The sequence below is a fragment of the Pseudomonas sp. zbq_18 genome (assembly GCF_043102245.1).
Taxonomy (GTDB): Bacteria; Pseudomonadota; Gammaproteobacteria; order Pseudomonadales; family Pseudomonadaceae; genus Aquipseudomonas.
On record NZ_JBICIT010000001.1, the window covers coordinates 167,145 to 186,495 of the forward strand.

Sequence of the window (19,351 nt, forward strand, 5' to 3'; positions counted from 1 at the left end):
TAACGCGCGGGCAGTGCCCGTCACGGCGAAAACGGAAAGCCCGACTATACCCCGCACCCTGGCGGACTGTGAACGAATACGCGCTATTCAGTCACTGAATGGCGGGTCACGAGTCAATTGCTCATGCGGCATGCCAGGCTGGACGCCGACATGGGCCGGGCATAGGCTTGGCGGTCTCGCTTCTGCCCGCACAAGGATCCTGTCATGAGTCGCATCTTTTCCGACAACGCCCAGTCCATCGGTAACACGCCGCTGGTGCAGATCAACCGTCTGGGCCCCAAGGGCGTGACCATCCTGGCCAAGATCGAGGGGCGCAACCCGGGCTATTCGGTCAAATGCCGGATTGGCGCCAACATGATCTGGGACGCCGAGTCGCGCGGTGTACTCAAGCCGGGCATGACCCTGGTCGAGCCGACCTCGGGCAACACCGGCATCGGCCTGGCCTTCGTCGCCGCCGCGCGTGGCTACAAGCTGGTGCTGACCATGCCGGCCTCCATGAGTCTGGAGCGGCGCAAGGTGCTCAAGGCCCTGGGTGCCGAGCTGGTGCTGACCGAGCCGGCCAAGGGCATGAAGGGCGCCATTGCGGAGGCCGAGGCCCTGGTGGCGGCCAACCCCACGACCCACTTCATGCCGGCGCAGTTCGACAACCCGGCCAACCCGGCCATTCACGAGAAGACCACCGGCCCGGAAATCTGGAACGACACCGACGGCGCCATCGATGTGCTGGTGGCGGGTGTTGGCACCGGCGGCACCATCACCGGCGTTTCGCGCTACATCAAGAACACCCGGCACAAGCCGATTCTCTCGGTGGCGGTGGAGCCGGTGTCGTCGCCGGTCATCAGCCAGACCCTGGCCGGCGACGAGGTCAAGCCGAGCCCGCACAAGATTCAGGGCATCGGCGCCGGCTTCGTGCCGAAGAACCTCGACCTGTCCCTGGTCGACAAGGTTGAACAGGTGACCGACGACGAGGCAAAGGCCATGGCCCTGCGCCTGATGCAGGAGGAGGGCATTCTCTGCGGCATTTCCTGCGGCGCGGCGATGGCCGTCGCCGTGCGCCTGGCCGAGAAGCCGGAAATGCAGGGCAAGACCATCGTCGTGGTGCTGCCGGACTCGGGCGAACGCTACCTGTCGAGCATGCTGTTCAGCGATCTGTTCACCGAGCAGGAGCTGCAGCAATAAGGTCACGACAGCGCTGGGCAGGGGAGCACGGGCGCTATACTCGCGCCCCCCGTGCAGCTCGGTAATTGCGATGTCCGTCGACCTGGCCCGTACCTTTCTTGAAATCGTCCGCTGCGGCAGCTTCGTTGGCGCGGCGGAGCGCCTGCATCTGACCCAGACTGCTGTCACCGCGCGCATCCAGAGCCTGGAAAGCCAACTCAACTGCAGCCTGTTCTTGCGCAATCGCTCCGGTGCCAAGTTGACGTCCAATGGCGAGGCCTTCGTCGATTTCGCCAACCGCATGGTGCAGGCCTGGGAAGCGGCGCAGCAGGAGCTGCCGCTGCCGGAGGACTGCGCGGAGATTCTGCACATCGGCGCCGAACCGAGCCTGTGCAACCCGCTGATGCTCAAATGGGTGTGTGAACTGCGCCAGACTCTGACCAAGCATGCCGTACACAGCCATATCGGCGATGGTGGCAACCTGTTGCAGCGTCTGGAGCAGGGCGGGCTGGACGCCATTCTGGTCTACCAGGCGCAGTATTGGCCGGGCCTGCAGGTGGAGTTGTTGATGGAGGAGCGCCTGGTACAGGTGCGCAATCCGCGTCAGCCCGCGCCCTACGTCTATGTCGATTGGGGCGAGGAGTTTCGTCAGCGCCACAACGCGGCGCTGCCGGGCCATGCGCAGGCGTCAGTCAGCTTCAATCTTGGCCCGCTGGCGCTGCAGTACATTCTGGATGTCGGCGGCAGCGGCTACTTCCGTCGTCGCGTGGTGCAGAGCTACCTGGACCATGGCCTGCTGGAGCTGGTGGAGCAGGCTCCGGAGTTCATGTATCCGGTGTATCTGGTCTACGCCCGCGAGCGGGCTTCACCTGCGTTGCAGCAGGCGTTCGAGTGCCTGCGCCGGGTGGCCATCTCCGACAGCGACTGGTCGCAGCGCTGGAACCCGATGATTTAGTCAGCCAAGGCGCTCGAGCACATCGCGCTGCAGGGCGGCGATCAGGTCGGTCTGGGTGATGATGCCGACCAGCACGCCATTCTCCAGCACCGGCAGGCAATGCAGGCCCTGGCTGGAGAGCAGGGGAATCAGCTCGGCCACATGGGCCTGGCTGTCGACATGGCGCACCGGGCTGCTCATCAGCTCCGCCACCTTGACGCTGCGCCCTGGTCGCCATCGCAACAGGCGGGCGCGTGGTGCCGTTTCGACCAGATCCACCAGGCTGAGGATGCCGACCAGCTGCTGCAGCGCGTCGAGCACCGGCAGGCTGCGCAGACGGTGGTGGCGCAGCATCTCCAGCGCCTGTTCGCGTGTGGCCTCGGGTGACACCCAGCGCAGGTCGCGGGACATGATCTGCCCGGCCAGCAGGGTGCCCATGCCGCGTTTGAGGGCGTGGCGTTCAGTGGCGTGGATCAACTGGGCCAGATCATCGCGGGTGATGTCGACGAACTCGCCGAAGTCTTCCAGGGCCTGATCCAGGTCGGCGTCGGAGATACCAACCCGATAATCCGGCAGGGGATCGCGAGTGTGGTGCAGCTCAGTGCGCTCGGCGCGTTTTGGGTAGCGCACGCCGGTGAGGTTGTTGTAGATCAGCGCACACACCAGCAGGCAGGTGACCGTACCGAAAATCGGCAGCAGCAACAGGAAGCCCTGCTGGCGGATCAGTTCATCGCTGAGCAGCACGCACAGTGACAGGGCGCCTGCCGGCGGATGCAGACAGCGCAGCACGTTCATGGTCAGGGCGCTCAAGCCCAGGGTCAGGGCGCAGGCCAGCAGGGAATAGCCCAGCTGTTGCTGCACGACAATCGCCAGGGCCGATACGCTGAGGTAACTGACCAGCACCGACCAGGGTTGTGCCAGGGCGCCAGAGGGCACCGCGAACAGCAGCACGGCGGTGGCTGCCAGCGGGCCAAGCAGGTGGATAAGCGTCTGTTCCGGGAACAGTTGCAGGCTGAGCAGCAGGCTCAGCGAAAGACCCAAGGCGACGCCAAAGGAAATGCGCAGCCACTCGCGAGGGCGAGTCGGCGACGCGCCTGGGGCAAGGCTCGCAAGCCGGTTGAGCAGGGAGGCAGAGGGATTCATCATCGACCAAACATTGCGCGGGTTCGGCTGCTGCACGAAAAGCGCGCATCCGGCCTGTAAAATGCCTCTTATTGGGGCATTTAACGGGCTGGCGAAGTGTGAAGATCGCTCTTGATCAAGACAAGCTAATAATTTTGCCTCTTTCAATCAAAAATATTGCATTTAAAGGGTTTGGATTGCACCTCAGGCGGTATGCCGGCTGACGAGCGTTCGCGGCTGTCGCACCACCAGCCACAGCGCCACGCCGATCAGTGCGCAGCCCGGCAGATAGTCCCAGGACAGCGGTTCGCCGAGCAGCAGGGCGCCCCAGAGTACGCCGAACGGCGGTATCAGGAAGGTGGTGGTGCTGGCCTTGATCGGACCAATGTCGGCCAGCAAGCGGAAGTACAGGACGTAGGCGAAGGCAGTGCAGACCAGGCCGAGGCCGGCCAGCGATAACCAGAGTGCCGGCCCGCCCCAATTGGCCGGCGGCTGCCAGGCCAGGCTGCCGGCGAACAATGGCAGCTGGAACAGGCTGGCACCGAGCAGGCTGGCAAAGGCCACCAAGCGGTTGTCCAGGCCCAGTGGGCCGATCCAGTTGCGGGTGAGGAAGCCCGCGAAGCCGTAGCAGGTGGTGGCTACCAGACAGGCGGCCGCGCCAAGCAGCAGGGGCAGGTCGAAGGCGACCGGGCCGGTGCGGGTCAGCACGGCCACGCCGAACAGGCCGATGGCCACGCCGGCGGCTTTGCTGGTGGTCATTTTTTCGCTGAAGAACAGCGCGCCGATCAGTACGCCCATCAGTGGCGTGGTGGCGTTGAAGATCGACGAGTAGCCGGCCTGCAGCACAAGAGCGGCCAGGCAGTACATCACCGACGGCAGACCGGCGTTGATCACGCCCAGTAGCAGGCAGGCCCTGAACTTGCCGTGGAATTGCCAGGCCGGGCGCAGCACCAGGAGAAACACTAGCAGGCCGAGGGCGCCAAGTGAGGCGCGCAGGAAGGCGGTGGGCAGGCTGCCCAGTTCCGGCACGGCGATGCGCATGAACAGGAAGCTGGCGCCCCAGATGGCGGCGAGCAGCAGTAGGCGAAGCAGGTCAGCGGGTCTCATGCGGGGGCTCCGGGTGGGAGCCGCCAGATTACGCCGCCGGTCGAGCGGCGCAATCCGCAGATGGTTTTCAAATGGACCATACAGTTGCATGTGCCTGATGGTCGATTGGGTCAATGGTGCCGAGCGTAGGGGTCATTGAGTACGTGCGAAGCGCGAGGCTAACCTGCCAGAGACTCACTGCACTGGAAGCTGACGATGAAAGGCCCGCTGTCTTCGCTCAAAGTCCTGGATTTCTCCACCCTGCTGCCGGGGCCGTTCGCCTCGTTGTTGCTGGCCGATATGGGTGCCGAGGTGCTGCGCATCGAATCGCCGACGCGCATGGACCTGGTGCGCGTGCTGCCGCCGCATGTCGACGGCGTGTCCGCCAGTCATGCCTACCTAAACCGCAACAAGCGCTCGCTGGCGCTGGACCTGAAGCAGCCCGAGGCGCTGAAAGTGGTGCGGCGCCTGGTGGCCGAGTACGACATCGTGCTGGAGCAGTTTCGCCCGGGGGTGATGGACAAGCTCGGTCTCGGTTACGAGGCACTGAAGGCCATCAACCCGCGGCTGATCTATGTCTCCATCACCGGCTACGGCCAGACCGGGCCGTACAAGGACCGCGCCGGACACGACCTTAATTACCTGGCGCTGAGCGGCCTGGCCAGTTACACCGGGCGCCGCGAGACGGGGCCACTGCCGCTGGGTGTGCAGGTGGCGGATATCGCCGGTGGCTCGCTGCATGGGGTGATCGGCCTGCTTGCCGCGGTCATCGCCCGGCAAAGTACGGGGCTGGGGCAGTACGTCGACATCAGCATGACCGACTGCGCCTTCAGCCTACACGCCATGGCCGGCGCCGGCTTCCTCGCCGCCGGCCAGGAGCCGGACATGGAGAACCAGGCGCTCAACGGCGGCAGTTTCTATGACTACTACCGTACCCGCGACGGCCGCTGGTTGTCGGTGGGCAGCCTGGAGCCGCAGTTCATGCAGCAGTTCTGTGCCGCCATCGGCCGCCCGGAACTGGCCGCCCTGGGCATGTCGCCCAAGGATCAGAAGGCGCTCAAGCGCGAGATCGAGATCGAGATCGAGAAGCACGACCTGGCCGACTGGCAGCAGCGTTTCGCCGCCCTGGATGCCTGCGTCGAGCCGGTGCTCAAGCTGTCCGAGGCGGTCGAGCACCCGCAGCTCAAGGCCCGTGGCGTGGTCACCGAGGTGCCGCGCGAGGGTAGGGCAGCGCAACGCCAGCTGGCCTGCCCGATCCGTTTCTCCGCAGGGCTGGAGCCGCCACGGCATATCGGCGTGGCGGTCGGTGCACACGGTGACGAGGTGCTGCGCGAGCTGGGCTATGACGCCGAGCAGATCTCCGCGCTCAGGGCGAGCAAAGCGCTGGCATAGGGGCTCGACGACCTTCACCCACTGCACTAGCCTTGCCTCCTTTTGCCAAGGAGGCGAGCTATGGTCAGGTCGATTTGGATGTCTCTGCTACTGCTTATAAGCACGCTTGCCTTTGCGGAGGAAGACCCTTGCGCCCTGGGTAGTGCGATGGCCACCAGTGGATGCCAAGGGCCCAAGTGGAAAGCCGCTGAGCAGGAGTTGCAGGCCAGTTATGATCAGCAGGTGGCTCGTCTAAAGGAGCAGAGTCCTCATCTGGTGTCGGACCTTGTGCAGGCTCAGCGCACCTGGATCCGCTTTCGCGAGCAGTACTGCAGCGTGTACGCCCGCGACCGGGTGGAGGGCAGCAGCTGGACCGGCTTCTGGGAGGCTGAGTGCATGGCCGACGAGGCGCGCAGGCGCACTCAATCGATCAAGCACATGCTCGAAGTGGGCTATTGACCCGGCGGGTCACTCCACCCGCTGCTCGCCGCTAAACACCAGCGTCGCGCGGCAACGCCGGCAGAAGTAGCGCCGGCCCTTGCTTACCAAGCCGTGGCGTTGTGCGGAGAAGGGGAACTCGCCGTCCGGGCACTGGCACAGGTAGAGGTAGCGGGTGACCTTGCGCCGGCCAACGTCGTAGCTGTGGCAACGATCCGGTGGCAGCTCGTAGACCCCGCGCATGATCAGCTGCCACTCCTCGCCATGCGGCTGGATGCGTGGGCCGAACAGCTGGTGCGCGACCAGGTGGGCGACTTCGTGGGCCACGGTCTGCTTGAGGAAGTGCTCGCGGTTCTCCGCATACAGCTTGGGATTGAAGCGCAGCAGGTTTTCCTGCAGATGCGCGACACCAGCCTTCTGCCCACGCAGCTTGAAGCTGATCTCAGGGCGCGGGAAGGTACGTTTGAAAAAGTCCTCGGCCAGCTGGTAGCAGGCTTCGACGCGGGCATGGAGCAATTCGGGCATGTGCGGATTATGCCGGGCCGCTGCGCCCGATAAAACACGAAGCCGCCCGAAGGCGGCTCCCTGTGGCGGCAGGCCGGAGAACACTCAGTTGGTGTAGACAGGCCCTACACCGAAGCCCCAGAGGATGACCGAGCAGGCAATCATTGCCACCAGCACGACCAGGCCAACGGCCAGTACCGAGCTGGAGAACATGAAGCCCTCATCGGAAGGGATGTTCATGAAGGTCGGAATGCCCGCATAGAGCAGGTAGACCGTGTAGCAGATTGCTGCCGTACCGACGAACATGCCCAGCCACAGGCTGGGATACAGCGCCGCGACACCGCCGACGAACAGGGGGGTGGCGCAGTACGCGGCGAATACCACGCACTGGGTCAGGCTCGGGTTGGAGTCATAGGTGCGCGCCATCCAGTGGATGAACGCCCCCATCACGGCTACGCCGGCGAGCATTGCCAGGTAGGACATGATCGTCATCTGTAGTGCGCTGGTTGCGGTGAGTTTGACCGCCTCGCCGTCGCCGATGCGCCACCCCACTTCGGTAGTGCCGAAGTAGGCGCAGATGGCCGGTATGGCTGCGAGAATCAGGACGTGGGTCAGGTACATGTGGCTGATGGTTTCTTCCTCGCCACGGATTTCCTGCCACTCTTGGTCGGGATGGGTGAAGAGCCCCCAAACATGGTGGATCATGCAGACACCTCCTCTTTTTATTGTCGATCGCCCCGCGGTGGCGCCCGGTGTGCGTGAGCAGCGTCGCCGGGTGCGGGCCGAGTTAAGTGCGACCGTATGCCGCAGTATAGGAGAAGGCTGCAGCCCGCGTGAGTCGTGGCTTTAGAGTGAATCGCTCTCTACAGCTCAGCCGTAATAACGCTCAAGTATTTCCATCGCCAGGTTGATCGATTGCAGGCGGCTGGTACTGCCGCCCCGATCCGGATGATGCTGGCTCACCAGTTGGCGATAGCGTTGTTTGATGGTGGCCAGCTTGAGCGGTTGCCCGTCGTTCAATTCGAACAACTCCAGCGCCGCGCGCTTCTCGTCACCGCCCTGCATGCGCGTCCAGAAGCTGGCCAGCAGCTTTTCCACGTCGTCTGCGCTGGTGTCGCGCAACTGCTGCAGATCGAGGTAGTAGTCTCGCAGCGGGTCATGCTCGGCCAGGCCCTGGCATCCGGGCTGCCAGGGTTGCAAGCGCACGCAGAGCGGGTTGATATCCAGGTGCGCGACCTGGCTATGCCACAGGTGATCGCGTAGCCGGTACAGGGCGTTGAACAGCAGGAAATGGGTGCGAAACAGCACCAGCTTGTCGTCCAGGCCCAGGCTGGGAATGTGCGTGCAATGGCGGGCCTTGAGCTGCTGGATCAGCTGGAATTCGCTGATGCCGGCGGGTTCTGCTCGCAGCAGTTGGTGAAGTTGCTCGGCCAGGTCGAGTGCAGGGTCTAGGTCGTTGTTCATCGGCTGAGCCTAACACGGGCTGTCGTGGCCGGCCTTTGTGCGTAAAATAGCCAGCTTTTCGCCTTCACCTCCCGGATTTTCCCGCACCATGCCCAGCACCCTCTCGGTCAACCAGAACAAACTGCAGAAGCGCCTGCGTCGCCAGGTCGGCGAGGCCATCGCCGATTTCAACATGATCGAGGACGGCGACAAGGTGATGGTCTGCCTGTCCGGCGGCAAGGACAGCTACACCCTGCTGGACATCCTGCTGTACCTGCAGAAGGTCGCGCCGATCCAGTTCGAGATCGTCGCGGTCAACATGGACCAGAAGCAGCCCGGCTTCCCCGAGCACGTGCTGCCGGCCTACCTGGAGTCCATCGGCGTGCAATACCACATCATCGAGAAGGACACCTACTCGGTGGTCAAGGAGAAGATCCCGGAGGGCAAGACCACCTGCTCGCTGTGCTCGCGCCTGCGCCGCGGCACCCTGTACACCTACGCCGACGAGATCGGCGCGACCAAGATGGCGCTGGGGCACCACCGCGACGACATCCTGGAAACCTTCTTCCTCAATATGTTCTACGGCGGCACGCTGAAGGCCATGCCGCCCAAGCTGCTGTCCGACGACGGCCGCAACGTGGTGATCCGCCCTCTGGCCTACTGCCAGGAGAGGGACATCGAGGCCTACTCGGTGATGAAGGAGTTCCCGATCATCCCGTGCAACCTGTGCGGCTCGCAGGAGAACCTGCAGCGCCAGGTGGTCAAGGAGATGCTCAACGACTGGGAACGCAAGAGCCCGGGCCGCACCGAGATCATGTTCCGCGCCCTGCAGAATGTGGTGCCGTCGCAACTGGCCGACCGCAACCTGTTCGACTTCCAGAGCCTGAAGATCGACGACAGCGCCACACCGCGTTTCCTCGATGTGATGAGCCTCTGACCCGCATCTTCAAGGACGAGACATGCGCGACTACCAGTGGATTTACGAGTACTGCCTGAACCGTTTCGGCTCGGTCGAAGCCCTGGAAGCGCGTCTGCCGCAGCCGAGGAGCGCGCAGGAGCTGCGCGACCTGAGCGATGACCGTTACCTGTCGCTGATCTCGCTGCGCATCTTCCGTGCCGGCCTCAAGCACAGTCTGGTCGATGCCAAGTGGCCGGCGTTCGAACAGGCCTTCTTCGGCTTCGATCCGGAAAAAGTCGTGCTGATGGGCGCCGAGCACCTGGAGCGACTGATGCAGGATGCGCGACTGATCCGTCACCTGGGCAAGCTCAAAAGCGTGCCGCGCAATGCCCAGTTCGTGCTCGATGTGCAGAAGGAGAGGGGCAGCTTTGGCGCCCTGATCGCCGACTGGCCGGAGAGCGATATCGTCGGGCTGTGGAAGTACCTGGCCAAGCACGGCAGCCAGCTCGGCGGGCAATCGGCGCCGCGCCTGCTGCGCATGGCCGGCAAGGACACCTTCATTGCCACCGAGGACATGGTCGCCGCGCTCAAGGCCCAGCAGATCCTCGACAAGGCGCCGACCAGCCTGAGAGAGCTGGCCGCCGTGCAGGCTGCCTTCAACCACTGGCACGAACAGAGCGGGCGACCTCTCTGCCAGCTGTCGATGATGCTGGCCTACACCGTCAACCATTGAGCCAGCAGGAGGCTACGCCATGGTGAGCGATATTCTCCGCGTCGCCCAGGCCATTCAGCGTGCCGAACGCATCCTGATCATCACCGGCGCCGGGCTTTCTGCCGATTCCGGCCTGCCGACCTATCGTGGTCTCGGTGGTTTGTACAACGGCCTGACTGCCGAGGGACTACCGATCGAGGCGGCGCTGTCCGGGCCCATGCTGCAGCGCAATCCGGCGCTGTGCTGGAAATACCTGGCCCAGCTCGGCGAGGCTTGCCTGGGCGCGCAGCCCAATGCCGGGCACTTCGCCATCGCCGAGTTGCAGCGCCTCAAACCCGAATGCTGGGTGCTGACCCAGAACATCGACGGTTATCACCGCCAGGCCGGCTCGCCGGTGGAGCGGCTGATCGAGATCCATGGCGAGCTGGCACCGCTGTATTGCCAGTCCTGCGGTGCCGAGGACGCGGAGTTGGCCGCGCATCTGCAGCGACCCTTGCCACCACTCTGTGCCCGCTGTGGGGGCGTGCTGCGCCCACCGGTGGTGCTGTTCGAGGAAATGCTGCCGGAAGATGCCATTGGTCGGCTTTATGATCAGGTGCGGCAAGGCTTCGAGGTGGTGATGGCCGTAGGGACTACGGCGAGCTTCCCCTACATCGTAGAGCCCCTGGCCGAAGCCCGTAGGAACGGCGGGTTCACGGTCGAAGTGAACCCGCAGCAGACCGATGTAAGTCGTTGGGTTGACGCCCGGCTATTGGCGAGAGCCTCAGACGTTTTGCCGGAACTATTGGGTCACATTTCTGGGCATTGAATTTGCAATTCATCGAAGCAGACGGCATATTCCCCCGCCATCAGATAACCATTAGACACGGTCGTGCCCATGCTCAAGCGCTTCGCACCCCTCGTGCCCATTGCACTTACAGTCCTGCTGGCGGCCTGCGCCAGCCAGGCTCCGCAGCCACAAGTCAGCGTGGTGGAGCCGCAATCCCCGGTCGAGTACCTGCCTGAAGAAGACTTCAGCGATGTGACCGACGACCAGCCCTACGAGCTGCCGCAGCTGGCGGACAGCATCCTCAGCGAAGGCCTGTCCCTGGTCGGCACCCGCTACCGTTTCGGCGGCACCTCGATCAAGACCGGCTTCGACTGCAGCGGCTTCATCGGTTACCTGTTCAAGGAAGAGGCGGGCATGCAGCTGCCGCGCTCGACCCGCGAGATGATCAACCTCGATGCGCCGCTGGTGGCGCGCGACGAGCTTGAGCCGGGCGATGTGATCTTCTTCAACAACCGTGGCCGTGGCCGCGTCAGCCATGCCGGTATTTACCTGGGCGATGATCAGTTCATTCACTCCAGCAGCAGCCGCAGCGGCGGTGTACGGGTGGACAGCCTGGAAGACAGCTACTGGAAGCGCAGCTACATGGAAGCCAAGCGCGTACTGGCCCTGGCGCCTGAGCAGAGCGTAGCCACCACTCAGTCCCGCTGAGCTTCTCGCGGGCTTGCGCCCGCGGCAGTGAGCCGGCAGAGTAGGGCGCATCCCGGCCAGGACGCCCGCCCATGCACTCTACGGCTCGCCTCACCCTGCTTGCCTTCGTCGCGCTGTTGAGCGCCTGCGCCAGCAGCCCCCCCTCCGCCCCAGATTACAGCCCCCCACCCGTCGTCGACGCCAGCGCCAACGATGTGCTGATCAGTGCCATCGGGCTGGTGGGAACGCCCTATCGCTATGGCGGCAACACGCCGGACAGCGGTTTCGACTGCAGCGGTCTGATCGGCTACGTCTATCGTAATTCGGCGGGCATCAGCCTGCCGCGCTCGACCCGCGAGATGATCAAGCTGCGTGCGCCCAACGTGGGGCGCGATCAGCTGCAGAGTGGCGACCTGGTGTTCTTCGCCACCAGTGGTGGCGGCCAGGTCAGTCATGCCGGCATTTATGTCGGCGAAGGGCGCTTCGTGCATGCCCCCTCCAGTGGCGGTACGGTACGTCTGGATTATCTGAGCCAGACCTACTGGCAGAAGAGCTACCTGGGGGCCAAGCGGGTCCTGGCGCCGAGCCATCTGGCCCAGCAGCCATGACCAATCGCACGCTCACTCTCGACGACGCGCTGTACCAGTACCTGCTGGACGTCTCGCTGCGCGAGTCGGCGCTGCTCAAGCGCCTGCGCGAGGAAACCGCCCAGCTGTCCACGGCGCACTGGCAGATCGCTCCGGAGCAGGGGCAGTTCATGGCCCTGCTGGTACAGATCAGTGGTGCGCGCAGGATTCTCGAAATCGGCACCTTCACCGGCTACAGCGCGCTGTGCATGGCCCAGGCCATGCCAGCCGATGGCCGCTTGATCTGCTGCGATCTGCCTGGCGAGTACAACAGCATCGCCGAGCGCTACTGGTACGAGGCCGGGGTTAGCGAGCGCATCGAGCTGCGCCTGGCGCCGGCCCTGGAAACCCTCAACGCGCTGGAGCGCGGTGGGCAGGGCGAGAGCTTCGACCTGATCTTCATCGACGCCGACAAGGCCAACTACCCGGTGTACCTGGAGCACGCCCTGGTGCTGGCGCGTCAGGGCGGCCTGATTCTGTTCGACAACACCCTGTGGAGCGGGCGGGTGCTGGAGCAGAGTCCGGACAGCCAGGACACCCGTGCCATCCAGTCGCTCAACCGGGCGCTCAAGCGCGACAGTCGCGTCGATCTCAGCCTGTTGCCGCTGGGCGATGGTCTGAGCCTCTGCCGCAAGCGCTGACGGTGATCCGCCTTCCTCCCCAGCCGGATGTCTGCGAGCTGTGCCAAAGAGCGCTGCCGCTGACCCGTCACCACCTGATCCCCAAGGCGTTGCACGACAAGCCCTACGTGCAGAAACGCTATGCCAAGAGCGAGCGCATCACCGCCACCCTGTGGGTCTGTCGCGCCTGCCACAACCAGATCCACAAGCTTTTCAGTGAGAAGGAGCTGGCGCTGACCTACAACAGCCGTGAGGCGCTACTGGGCGATGAGCGCCTGCGCACCTTCGTCGACTGGCTGGCCAGCAAACCTGCCGGCTTTACCCCGCGACCCTGAGGCTCGTTCTAGAGCTGGCGCATTGACCGCGCCAGGCTCGGCCACTAAGCTGCGCGCCTGCTTCAGGTGCCCCCGCCGCATGCGGTCGAGGGGTGAAACAGGGAAGCCGGTGCGTGCTGCGTAATCGCAACACCATGCCGGCGCTGCCCCCGCAACGGTAGGTGAGTCAAAGGTCGCATCCCGCCACTGTGCTCCGGCATGGGAAGGCGCGGCCCGCAAGCCGCATGGCTTGGCTCACGAGCCCGGAGACCGGCCTGTCGCAATCCACGGCATTGCGGAGGGCGGCGCCGGGCGCGGCTGCCGCGTTTCCGTTCGTTCTCCCAACGCCTTATCCCGCAGTGTCGCGCGGGTGGCGCGACGGAGAACGACAACTTGAGCAAGTCCGATTTGCGGCTGGCGGCGTGCGCGCTGTTCAGCCTTGCCCCCTTTGCCGTGCAGGCGAACCCTCTCAATCTCGATCGGCAGGTGGTCACTGCTACCCGTACCGCGACCCCGCTGGTGGCAATTGCTTCCAGCAGCGTGATCACTCGTGACGACATCGAGCGCAGCCAGGCCACCTCGGTGCCCGAAGTGCTGCGTGGCCTGGCTGGTGTGCAGATCGCCAGCAATGGCGGGCGCGGCAAGAGCACCTCGCTATACCTGCGTGGCGCCAGCGACAAACAACTGCTGGTGCTGGTCGATGGCGTCAGGATCGGCTCTGCTACTTCCGGCAGTGCTGCATTGCAGGACATTCCCCTGGGACTGATCGAGCGTATCGAAGTGGTGCGCGGCCCGCGCTCGGCACTCTATGGTTCAGAGGCGCTGGGTGGGGTGATCCAGCTTTTCACCCGGCGTGGTCAGGGCGAGGGTTTCAAACCCTACCTTTCGCTGGGTGCGGGCAGCCGCTCCAGTTATAGCGGTACTGCCGGCGTGGCCGGGGGGAATGGCCGTGGCTGGTTCGACCTGGGGGTCAGTAGCGACGATACCGCAGGCATCAACGCCCGTGCCTATCGATCCGCAGCGCCTAACGCCTACGAGGCGGACAACGATGGCTACCGCCAGTTTTCTGCCTCACTGCGTGGCGGCTTGCGCTTTGACAACGGCCTGGAGCTGGACGGCAACTGGTTGCAGGGCGATACCCACAGCGACTTCGACAGTCGCAGTTCGCGCGGCACCAGCGGTCGCGACGCATACTCAGATGGCGAGCAACAGGTGCTCGGCGGGCGTGCCCGCTTCAACCCCCTGGACGCCTGGAAGGTCACCTTGCAGGCCGGGCATAGCGAAGAGCGCAGCGACAACTACCAGGATGGCCGTTTCTACTCGCGCTTCGATAGCGAGCGCGACTCGCTGGGCTGGCAGAACGATTTCAGCCTGGGCGACGATCAGCTGCTGACCCTGGGCTTCGACTACCAGCAGGACCGCATCGACACCTCGGACGTCTATGCCGAAGATTCGCGCTTCAATCGCGGTTATTACACCCAGTATCAGGGCCGTTTTGGTCGCCATGGCCTGACTTTCGGCCTGCGTCGCGACGACAACCAGCAGTACGGCGACCACGATACCGGCAACCTCGGCTGGAGCTACGACCTCAGCGACAGCCTGACCCTCAGCGCCGCCTATGGCACGGCCTTCCGTGCACCGACCTTCAACGACCTCTATTACCCGGCCAGCAGCTATACCGCCGGCAACCCGGAGCTCAAACCGGAGGAGTCGGAAAACTATGAGATCGGCCTGCGAGGTACCGCAGGGTGGGGCGAGTGGAGCCTGAACGCCTTCGAGAACCAGATCGACGACCTGATCGTCTGGGCTGGCAGCAGCCCGATGCGCCCAGAGAATGTCGAGTCCGCGCGCATTCGTGGCCTAGAATCGCTGGCGCGTACGCAACTGGCGGACTGGGACCTGAGTGCAACCCTGACCCTGCTCGACCCGCAGGACCGCAGCGCGCAGAACCACGGCCACCAGTTGGCGCGGCGGGCCAAGCGCACCTTCAACCTGGATGCGGATCGCCGTTTGGGTGACTTCGGCGTCGGCGCGACCCTGTTCGCCGCCAGCCAGCGCTTCGACTCCGCCAGCAACGACGAGGAATCGCGCCTGCCGGGCTATGCCTTGGTGGACCTGCGTGGCGAATACCACATCGATGCCGAATGGCGCCTGCAGGCCAAGGTCAGCAACCTGTTCGACCGCGACTACGAAACCGCGCAGACCTACGAACAGCCCGGTCGTGCCTTCTATGTCACCCTGCGCTACCAGGCGCTCTAAGTTAGGAGATCCGTCATGCCGGTACTTTCCACTCGCAACCAGCTGCTGATTGGCCTGCTGCTGGCCCTGCTGATGATCGTCACTCGCGGTCAGCACTTCGCCACGCTGAACCTGCCCAGCGCCAGCTGGGCGGTGTTCTTCCTTGCCGGCGTCCTGCTGCGCCCGCGCTGGGTGTTCCCGGCGCTGTTCGCCCTGGCGACGCTGCTGGACTTCGGCATGGTCGCCAGCGGCAGCGTCAGTGACTGGTGCACCTCGCCCGCCTACTGGATGCTGGTGCCGGCCTACGCCGCGTTATGGCTGGGCGGCCGGCTGTATGCCGGCTGGCATCGCGAGCAGGCCGCCAGTCTGGTGGTATTGGCGGTGACCGTGCTGGTGGCCGCCTTCATCTGCCACCTGCTGTCCAGCGGCGGCTTCTACTTCCTCTCCGGGCGTTACCCGGAGCCGAGCCTGGCAGGCTTCCTGCCGCGCATTGGCCATTACTACCCGCGCTTTCTCGGCAACATGGCGCTGTATGTCGGCATGGCGAGCCTGCTGTATGTCGGCTGGCGCGCGGCTGGCGGCGTGAAGCCACGAGTCGTCGGCTGATGGCGGTGCGCGCGTGCCCGGCCCTGCTGATTGCCGCCCCGGCATCCGGGCAGGGCAAGACCACCGTCACCGCCGCACTGGCGCGTCTGCATGTGCGGGCCGGGCGGCGGGTGCGGGTGTTCAAGTGCGGCCCGGATTTTCTCGACCCGATGATCCTGCAGCGCGCCAGCGGCGCGCCGGTGTACCAGCTCGACCTGTGGATGGTCGGCGAGGCCGAGTCGCGGCGTCTGCTCTGGCAGGCGGCGGGGGAGGCCGACCTGATCCTGATCGAAGGCGTGATGGGACTGTTCGACGGTCAGCCCTCGGCAGCCGACCTGGCGCGGCGTTTCGGCGTGCCGGTACTCGGCGTGATCGACGCCAGCGCCATGGCGCAGACTTTCGCCGCCGTGGCCCACGGTCTGGCCAGTTTCCAGCCGGACCTGCCCTTTGCCGGCGTGCTGGCCAATCGCACCGGCAGCGCCACGCATGCCGAGCTGCTGCGTGTCTGTCTGCCAGAGGTGCTGTCCTGGTATGGCGCCTTGCCGCGCAGCGGCGAGATGGAACTGCCCAGCCGCCACCTGGGCCTGGTGCAGGCCGAGGAGCTGCCTGATCTGGATGCGCGTCTGGATGCCGCCGCCGACGCCCTACTGGCCAGCGCCGGGGCCGTGCTGCCGGCGCCGGTGAACTTTGCCGCGCCATCCGCCGCACCGCTTGAACCCTGGCTGCGCGGTGTGCGCATCGGCGTGGCGCGCGACAGCAGTTTCGCCTTCCTCTACCAGGCCAACCTCGACCTGCTGCAGGCGCTCGGCGCCGAACTGGTGTGCTTCTCGCCGCTGACGGACGCCACCCTGCCGGCGGTGGATAGTCTGTACCTGCCCGGCGGCTACCCGGAACTGCATCTGCATCAGTTGGCCGGCAATCAGCCGATGCTGGCGGCGATCCGTGCCCATCACGCGGCAGGCAAGCCGATCCTCGCCGAATGCGGCGGCATGCTCTATCTGCTGCAGGCGCTGACCGACCAGCAGGGCGAGCGTGCCGAACTGGCCGGGCTGTTGCCGGGGGAAGCGACGATGCAGCCGCGTCTGGCGGCGTTGGCGCTGCAGCACGTAGAGCTGCCGCAGGGCCGCCTGCGCGGGCATACTTACCACCATTCGACGCTGGACTGCCCATTGCAGCCCCGCGCGCGGGGCGCCTGCCCCAATCAGCGACGCACAGCCGAAGCGGTCTACCAGATAGGGCGCCTCACGGCGTCCTACATCCACTTCTATCTGCCGTCCAACCCGCGGGCGGCGGCCGAGCTATTGCTGCCATGACCGATCACGCCTACCGCCCCGAGGACCGCGCCGCCGTTTACCGCGCCATTGCCGAGCGCCGCGACATGCGCCACTTCGCTGGTGGCAAGGTGGCGCCGGAGCTGCTGCAGCGTCTGCTGGCGGCGGCGCACCAGGCGCCCAGCGTCGGCCTGATGCAGCCCTGGCGCTTCATTCGCATTACCCGGCCGCAGCTGCGCGAGGCCATTCATGGCCTGGTCGAGGCTGAGCGGGTGCGTACCGCCGAGGCCCTGGGCGAGCGCAGCGACGCGTTCATGCGGCTCAAGGTCGAGGGCATCCGCGATTGTGCCGAACTGCTGGTGGCGGCGCTGATGGACGGTCGCGAGGCCTATGTGTTCGGCCGCCGCACCCTGCCGCAGATGGACCTGGCCTCGCTCAGCTGCGCCATCCAGAACCTCTGGCTAGCGGCGCGCGCCGAGGGCCTGGGCATGGGCTGGGTATCGCTGTTCGAGCCCGAGGCCCTGGCCGAGCTGCTCGGCATGCCGCCGGGCAGTCAGCCGGTGGCGGTACTGTGCCTGGGGCCTGTGCATGAGTTCTACGAACGGCCGATGCTGGTGGAGGAGGGCTGGGCCCACGAGCGGCCGCTGGCGGAGCTGCTGTTCACCGACCACTGGGGGCAGCGATGAGCCTGGTGCTGGCGGTACTGGCCGGGCTGGGCCTGGATGCCTGGCTCGGCGAGCCACGGCGCTGGCACCCGCTGGTGGGCTTCGGCAACCTGGCCCAACGCATTGAACAGCGGCTCAATTCCGGCGGGCGTGGCTGGCGCAGCCACGGCGTCACCGGCTGGTGCCTGGCGGTGCTGCCGGCGGTCCTCCTGGTCTGGCTGCTGGCGCTTTCCAGTCTGGGCTGGCTGGTCGAGATTCTTGCCCTGTACTTCGCCCTTGGCTTGAAGAGCCTGGCCCAGCATGCCCAGCCGGTGGCCCAGGCCTTGCGCCTGGGACAGCTGGACGAGGCGCGTCGACGCGTCGGCTACCTGGTCAGCCGTCGCACCCGCGAGCTGGACGCCACCGCCGTGGCCCGCGCCGGCACCGAGTCGGTGCTGGAGAACGGCTCCGATGCCGTCTTCGCCGCGCTGTTCTGGTTCTGCCTGCTCGGTGCGCCGGGCGTGGTGCTGTATCGCCTGAGCAATACCCTGGACGCCATGTGGGGCTATCGCAACGAGCGTTTCGAGCGTTTCGGCTGGGCGGCGGCGAAGATCGACGATGCACTCAACTATGTGCCGGCGCGCCTGGTGGCGCTGACCTATGCGCTGCTCGGCCAGACGCACCGCGCCATCCGCTGCTGGAGCGCGCAGGCGCCGCACTGGGACAGCCCCAACGCCGGCCCCGTGATGGCCGCCGGTGCCGGTGCGTTGGGCGTGTGCCTGGGCGGCGCGGCGATCTACCACGGCGTCGAGGAGCAGCGCCCGCAGCTGGGCGAGGGCAGCGAGGCGCAGGCGCGGGATATCGAGCGGGCACTGAATCTGGTGTATGCCGGCGTGGGCCTGTGGCTGTTGGTATTGAGCGTGGGAGGAGTCTGGCTTGCTTGAGCATGGAGGTCGTTTGCGCCTGGCGGCGCAGCAATTCGGCATCGAACTGAACCAGTGGCTGGACCTGTCCACCGGCATCGCGCCCTATCCCTGGCCGCTGCCGACGATCTCGGTGGGCGCCTGGAATCGCCTGCCGGAACTGGACGATGGCCTGGAAGCCGCCGCGCGCGACTACTACGGCGTGCAGGCGCTGCTGCCGGTCGCCGGCTCGCAGGCGGCCATCCAGGTGCTGCCGCGGCTGCGTGGCGAGTCGCGGGTCGGCATCGTCGCACCGGCCTATGCCGAACATGCCCAGGCCTGGCGCCGCGAGGGCCATCGCCTGCAGGAGATCAGCGAGGGCTCCGTGCATCGTGCGCTGGAGCGTCTGGATGTGCTTGTCGTGGTCAACCCCGGCAACCCTACTGGGCGGCGGATCGAGACGGAGCTCTTGCTGAGCTGGCAGGCGCAGCTGGCCGCGCGCGGTGGCTGGCTGGTGGTGGACGAAGCCTTCATCGACTGTACACCCGAGCTGAGCCTGGCTGCCCATAGCCCGCTGCCGGGGCTGATCGTGCTGCGCTCGTTCGGCAAGTTCTTCGGCCTGGCCGGCATGCGCCTGGGCTTCGTGCTGGCCGAACAGGCGCTGCTGGATCGTTTGGATGAACAACTCGGCCCCTGGGCCGTGGCAGGGCCGACCCGCGAGGTGGCGCGCGCAGCGCTGCTCGACGTTGTGCAGCAGGAGTACCAGCGCCAGCGCCTGCAAGCCGACGGGCTGCGCCTGGCGGTGCTGCTCAGCCAGTACGGCCTGCCACCGGCCGGCGGCACCTCACTGTTCCAGCTGGTGCTGCACGAGCGGCCGCCCGAACTGCACGAATTCCTCGCCCGGCGCGGCATCCTGGTGCGGCTGATCACTGCGCCGCCAGGGCTGCGTTTCGGTCTGCCGGGCGACGAGGCGGGCTGGGCACGGCTGGAGCAGGCGCTCAAGGAGTACCGTTCGTGACCGCGACGCTC

Annotated in this window: 22 protein-coding genes and 1 riboswitch; of the genes, 17 read left to right on the forward strand and 5 right to left on the reverse strand. The window is 65.7% G+C overall.

Features of this window, described 5'->3' with window-relative positions; genetic code table 11:
* Positions 1-204 precede the first annotated feature (204 nt).
* Positions 205-1,179, forward strand: a complete 975-nt coding sequence (gene cysK / locus ACF8C6_RS00820; RefSeq protein WP_392497575.1) for a cysteine synthase A — start codon at positions 205-207, stop codon at positions 1,177-1,179.
* A gap of 70 nt (positions 1,180-1,249) precedes the next feature.
* Positions 1,250-2,113: a LysR family transcriptional regulator gene (locus ACF8C6_RS00825; RefSeq protein ID WP_392497576.1), complete on the forward strand. Its 864-nt coding sequence runs from the start codon at positions 1,250-1,252 to the stop codon at positions 2,111-2,113.
* Here the strand turns inward: ACF8C6_RS00825 and ACF8C6_RS00830 are convergent, their stop codons facing one another.
* Positions 2,114-3,133 carry an HPP family protein gene (locus ACF8C6_RS00830; protein WP_392497577.1) on the reverse strand — a complete coding sequence of 340 codons (1,020 nt, stop codon included), beginning with the start codon at positions 3,131-3,133 and terminating at the stop codon, positions 2,114-2,116.
* Between the two features lie 285 nt (positions 3,134-3,418).
* The gene (locus ACF8C6_RS00835) at positions 3,419-4,321 is read right to left on the reverse strand and encodes a DMT family transporter (protein ID WP_392497578.1); all 903 of its coding nucleotides are present in this window, start codon (positions 4,319-4,321) and stop codon (positions 3,419-3,421) included.
* A gap of 195 nt (positions 4,322-4,516) precedes the next feature.
* On the opposite strand from ACF8C6_RS00835, the gene ACF8C6_RS00840 reads away from it, so the two are divergent.
* Together ACF8C6_RS00840 and ACF8C6_RS00845 are read left to right on the forward strand one after the other, a co-directional pair.
* Positions 4,517-5,692, forward strand: coding sequence for a CaiB/BaiF CoA transferase family protein (locus ACF8C6_RS00840; RefSeq protein WP_392497579.1), 1,176 nt, complete (start codon positions 4,517-4,519; stop codon positions 5,690-5,692).
* A 78-nt stretch (positions 5,693-5,770) separates the two neighbouring features.
* Positions 5,771-6,130, forward strand: a complete 360-nt coding sequence (locus tag ACF8C6_RS00845; RefSeq protein WP_392497580.1) for a lysozyme inhibitor LprI family protein — start codon at positions 5,771-5,773, stop codon at positions 6,128-6,130.
* 9 nt (positions 6,131-6,139) lie between these two features.
* Here ACF8C6_RS00845 and ACF8C6_RS00850 read toward each other — a convergent pair whose 3' ends face one another.
* The 3 genes from ACF8C6_RS00850 to ACF8C6_RS00860 form a co-directional block, all read right to left on the reverse strand.
* A complete protein-coding gene (locus ACF8C6_RS00850) occupies positions 6,140-6,634 on the reverse strand; it encodes a SprT family zinc-dependent metalloprotease (RefSeq protein WP_392497581.1) in 495 nt (164 codons plus the stop codon).
* A gap of 84 nt (positions 6,635-6,718) precedes the next feature.
* The gene (locus ACF8C6_RS00855; protein WP_392497582.1) at positions 6,719-7,318 is read right to left on the reverse strand and encodes a Yip1 family protein; all 600 of its coding nucleotides are present in this window, start codon (positions 7,316-7,318) and stop codon (positions 6,719-6,721) included.
* A 165-nt stretch (positions 7,319-7,483) separates the two neighbouring features.
* A complete protein-coding gene (locus tag ACF8C6_RS00860) occupies positions 7,484-8,077 on the reverse strand; it encodes a DNA-J related domain-containing protein (protein ID WP_277689845.1) in 594 nt (197 codons plus the stop codon).
* Positions 8,078-8,165: 88 nt separating this feature from the next.
* Here ACF8C6_RS00860 and ttcA point away from each other — a divergent pair, with 88 nt between their 5' ends.
* The 13 genes from ttcA (at position 8,166) to cobD (ending at position 19,340) form a co-directional block, all read left to right on the forward strand.
* Complete coding sequence (gene ttcA / locus ACF8C6_RS00865) at positions 8,166-8,993, forward strand: tRNA 2-thiocytidine(32) synthetase TtcA (RefSeq protein WP_392497583.1); 828 nt, start codon at positions 8,166-8,168, stop codon at positions 8,991-8,993.
* A 22-nt stretch (positions 8,994-9,015) separates the two neighbouring features.
* The gene (locus tag ACF8C6_RS00870) at positions 9,016-9,687 is read left to right on the forward strand and encodes a DNA-3-methyladenine glycosylase I (RefSeq protein WP_392497584.1); all 672 of its coding nucleotides are present in this window, start codon (positions 9,016-9,018) and stop codon (positions 9,685-9,687) included.
* 19 nt (positions 9,688-9,706) lie between these two features.
* Positions 9,707-10,474, forward strand: a complete 768-nt coding sequence (locus ACF8C6_RS00875) for an NAD-dependent deacylase (protein ID WP_392497585.1) — start codon at positions 9,707-9,709, stop codon at positions 10,472-10,474.
* Between the two features lie 69 nt (positions 10,475-10,543).
* Positions 10,544-11,143 carry a C40 family peptidase gene (locus tag ACF8C6_RS00880; RefSeq protein ID WP_277689841.1) on the forward strand — a complete coding sequence of 200 codons (600 nt, stop codon included), beginning with the start codon at positions 10,544-10,546 and terminating at the stop codon, positions 11,141-11,143.
* A 71-nt stretch (positions 11,144-11,214) separates the two neighbouring features.
* Positions 11,215-11,730 carry a C40 family peptidase gene (locus ACF8C6_RS00885; RefSeq protein WP_392497586.1) on the forward strand — a complete coding sequence of 172 codons (516 nt, stop codon included), beginning with the start codon at positions 11,215-11,217 and terminating at the stop codon, positions 11,728-11,730.
* A complete protein-coding gene (locus ACF8C6_RS00890) occupies positions 11,727-12,389 on the forward strand; it encodes an O-methyltransferase (protein ID WP_392497587.1) in 663 nt (220 codons plus the stop codon). The genes ACF8C6_RS00885 and ACF8C6_RS00890 overlap by 4 nt, the downstream gene beginning before the upstream one ends.
* 2 nt (positions 12,390-12,391) lie before the next feature.
* Complete coding sequence (locus tag ACF8C6_RS00895; protein ID WP_392497588.1) at positions 12,392-12,703, forward strand: hypothetical protein; 312 nt, start codon at positions 12,392-12,394, stop codon at positions 12,701-12,703.
* 47 nt (positions 12,704-12,750) lie between these two features.
* Positions 12,751-12,976, forward strand: a riboswitch (cobalamin riboswitch).
* A 99-nt stretch (positions 12,977-13,075) separates the two neighbouring features.
* Entirely contained in the window at positions 13,076-14,941 is a 1,866-nt protein-coding gene (gene btuB / locus ACF8C6_RS00900; protein WP_392497589.1) for a TonB-dependent vitamin B12 receptor, read from the forward strand.
* 15 nt (positions 14,942-14,956) lie between these two features.
* A complete protein-coding gene (locus ACF8C6_RS00905; protein ID WP_392497590.1) occupies positions 14,957-15,526 on the forward strand; it encodes a hypothetical protein in 570 nt (189 codons plus the stop codon).
* Positions 15,526-16,818, forward strand: a complete 1,293-nt coding sequence (locus ACF8C6_RS00910) for a cobyrinate a,c-diamide synthase (RefSeq protein ID WP_392497591.1) — start codon at positions 15,526-15,528, stop codon at positions 16,816-16,818. The genes ACF8C6_RS00905 and ACF8C6_RS00910 overlap by 1 nt, the downstream gene beginning before the upstream one ends.
* Positions 16,815-17,462 carry a 5,6-dimethylbenzimidazole synthase gene (bluB, locus tag ACF8C6_RS00915; RefSeq protein WP_392497592.1) on the forward strand — a complete coding sequence of 216 codons (648 nt, stop codon included), beginning with the start codon at positions 16,815-16,817 and terminating at the stop codon, positions 17,460-17,462. The genes ACF8C6_RS00910 and bluB overlap by 4 nt, the downstream gene beginning before the upstream one ends.
* A complete protein-coding gene (gene cbiB, locus ACF8C6_RS00920) occupies positions 17,459-18,364 on the forward strand; it encodes an adenosylcobinamide-phosphate synthase CbiB (protein ID WP_392497593.1) in 906 nt (301 codons plus the stop codon). The genes bluB and cbiB overlap by 4 nt, the downstream gene beginning before the upstream one ends.
* Positions 18,357-19,340, forward strand: a complete 984-nt coding sequence (cobD, locus tag ACF8C6_RS00925; RefSeq protein WP_392497594.1) for a threonine-phosphate decarboxylase CobD — start codon at positions 18,357-18,359, stop codon at positions 19,338-19,340. Before cbiB ends, cobD begins: the two co-directional genes overlap by 8 nt.
* Positions 19,341-19,351 lie beyond the last annotated feature (11 nt).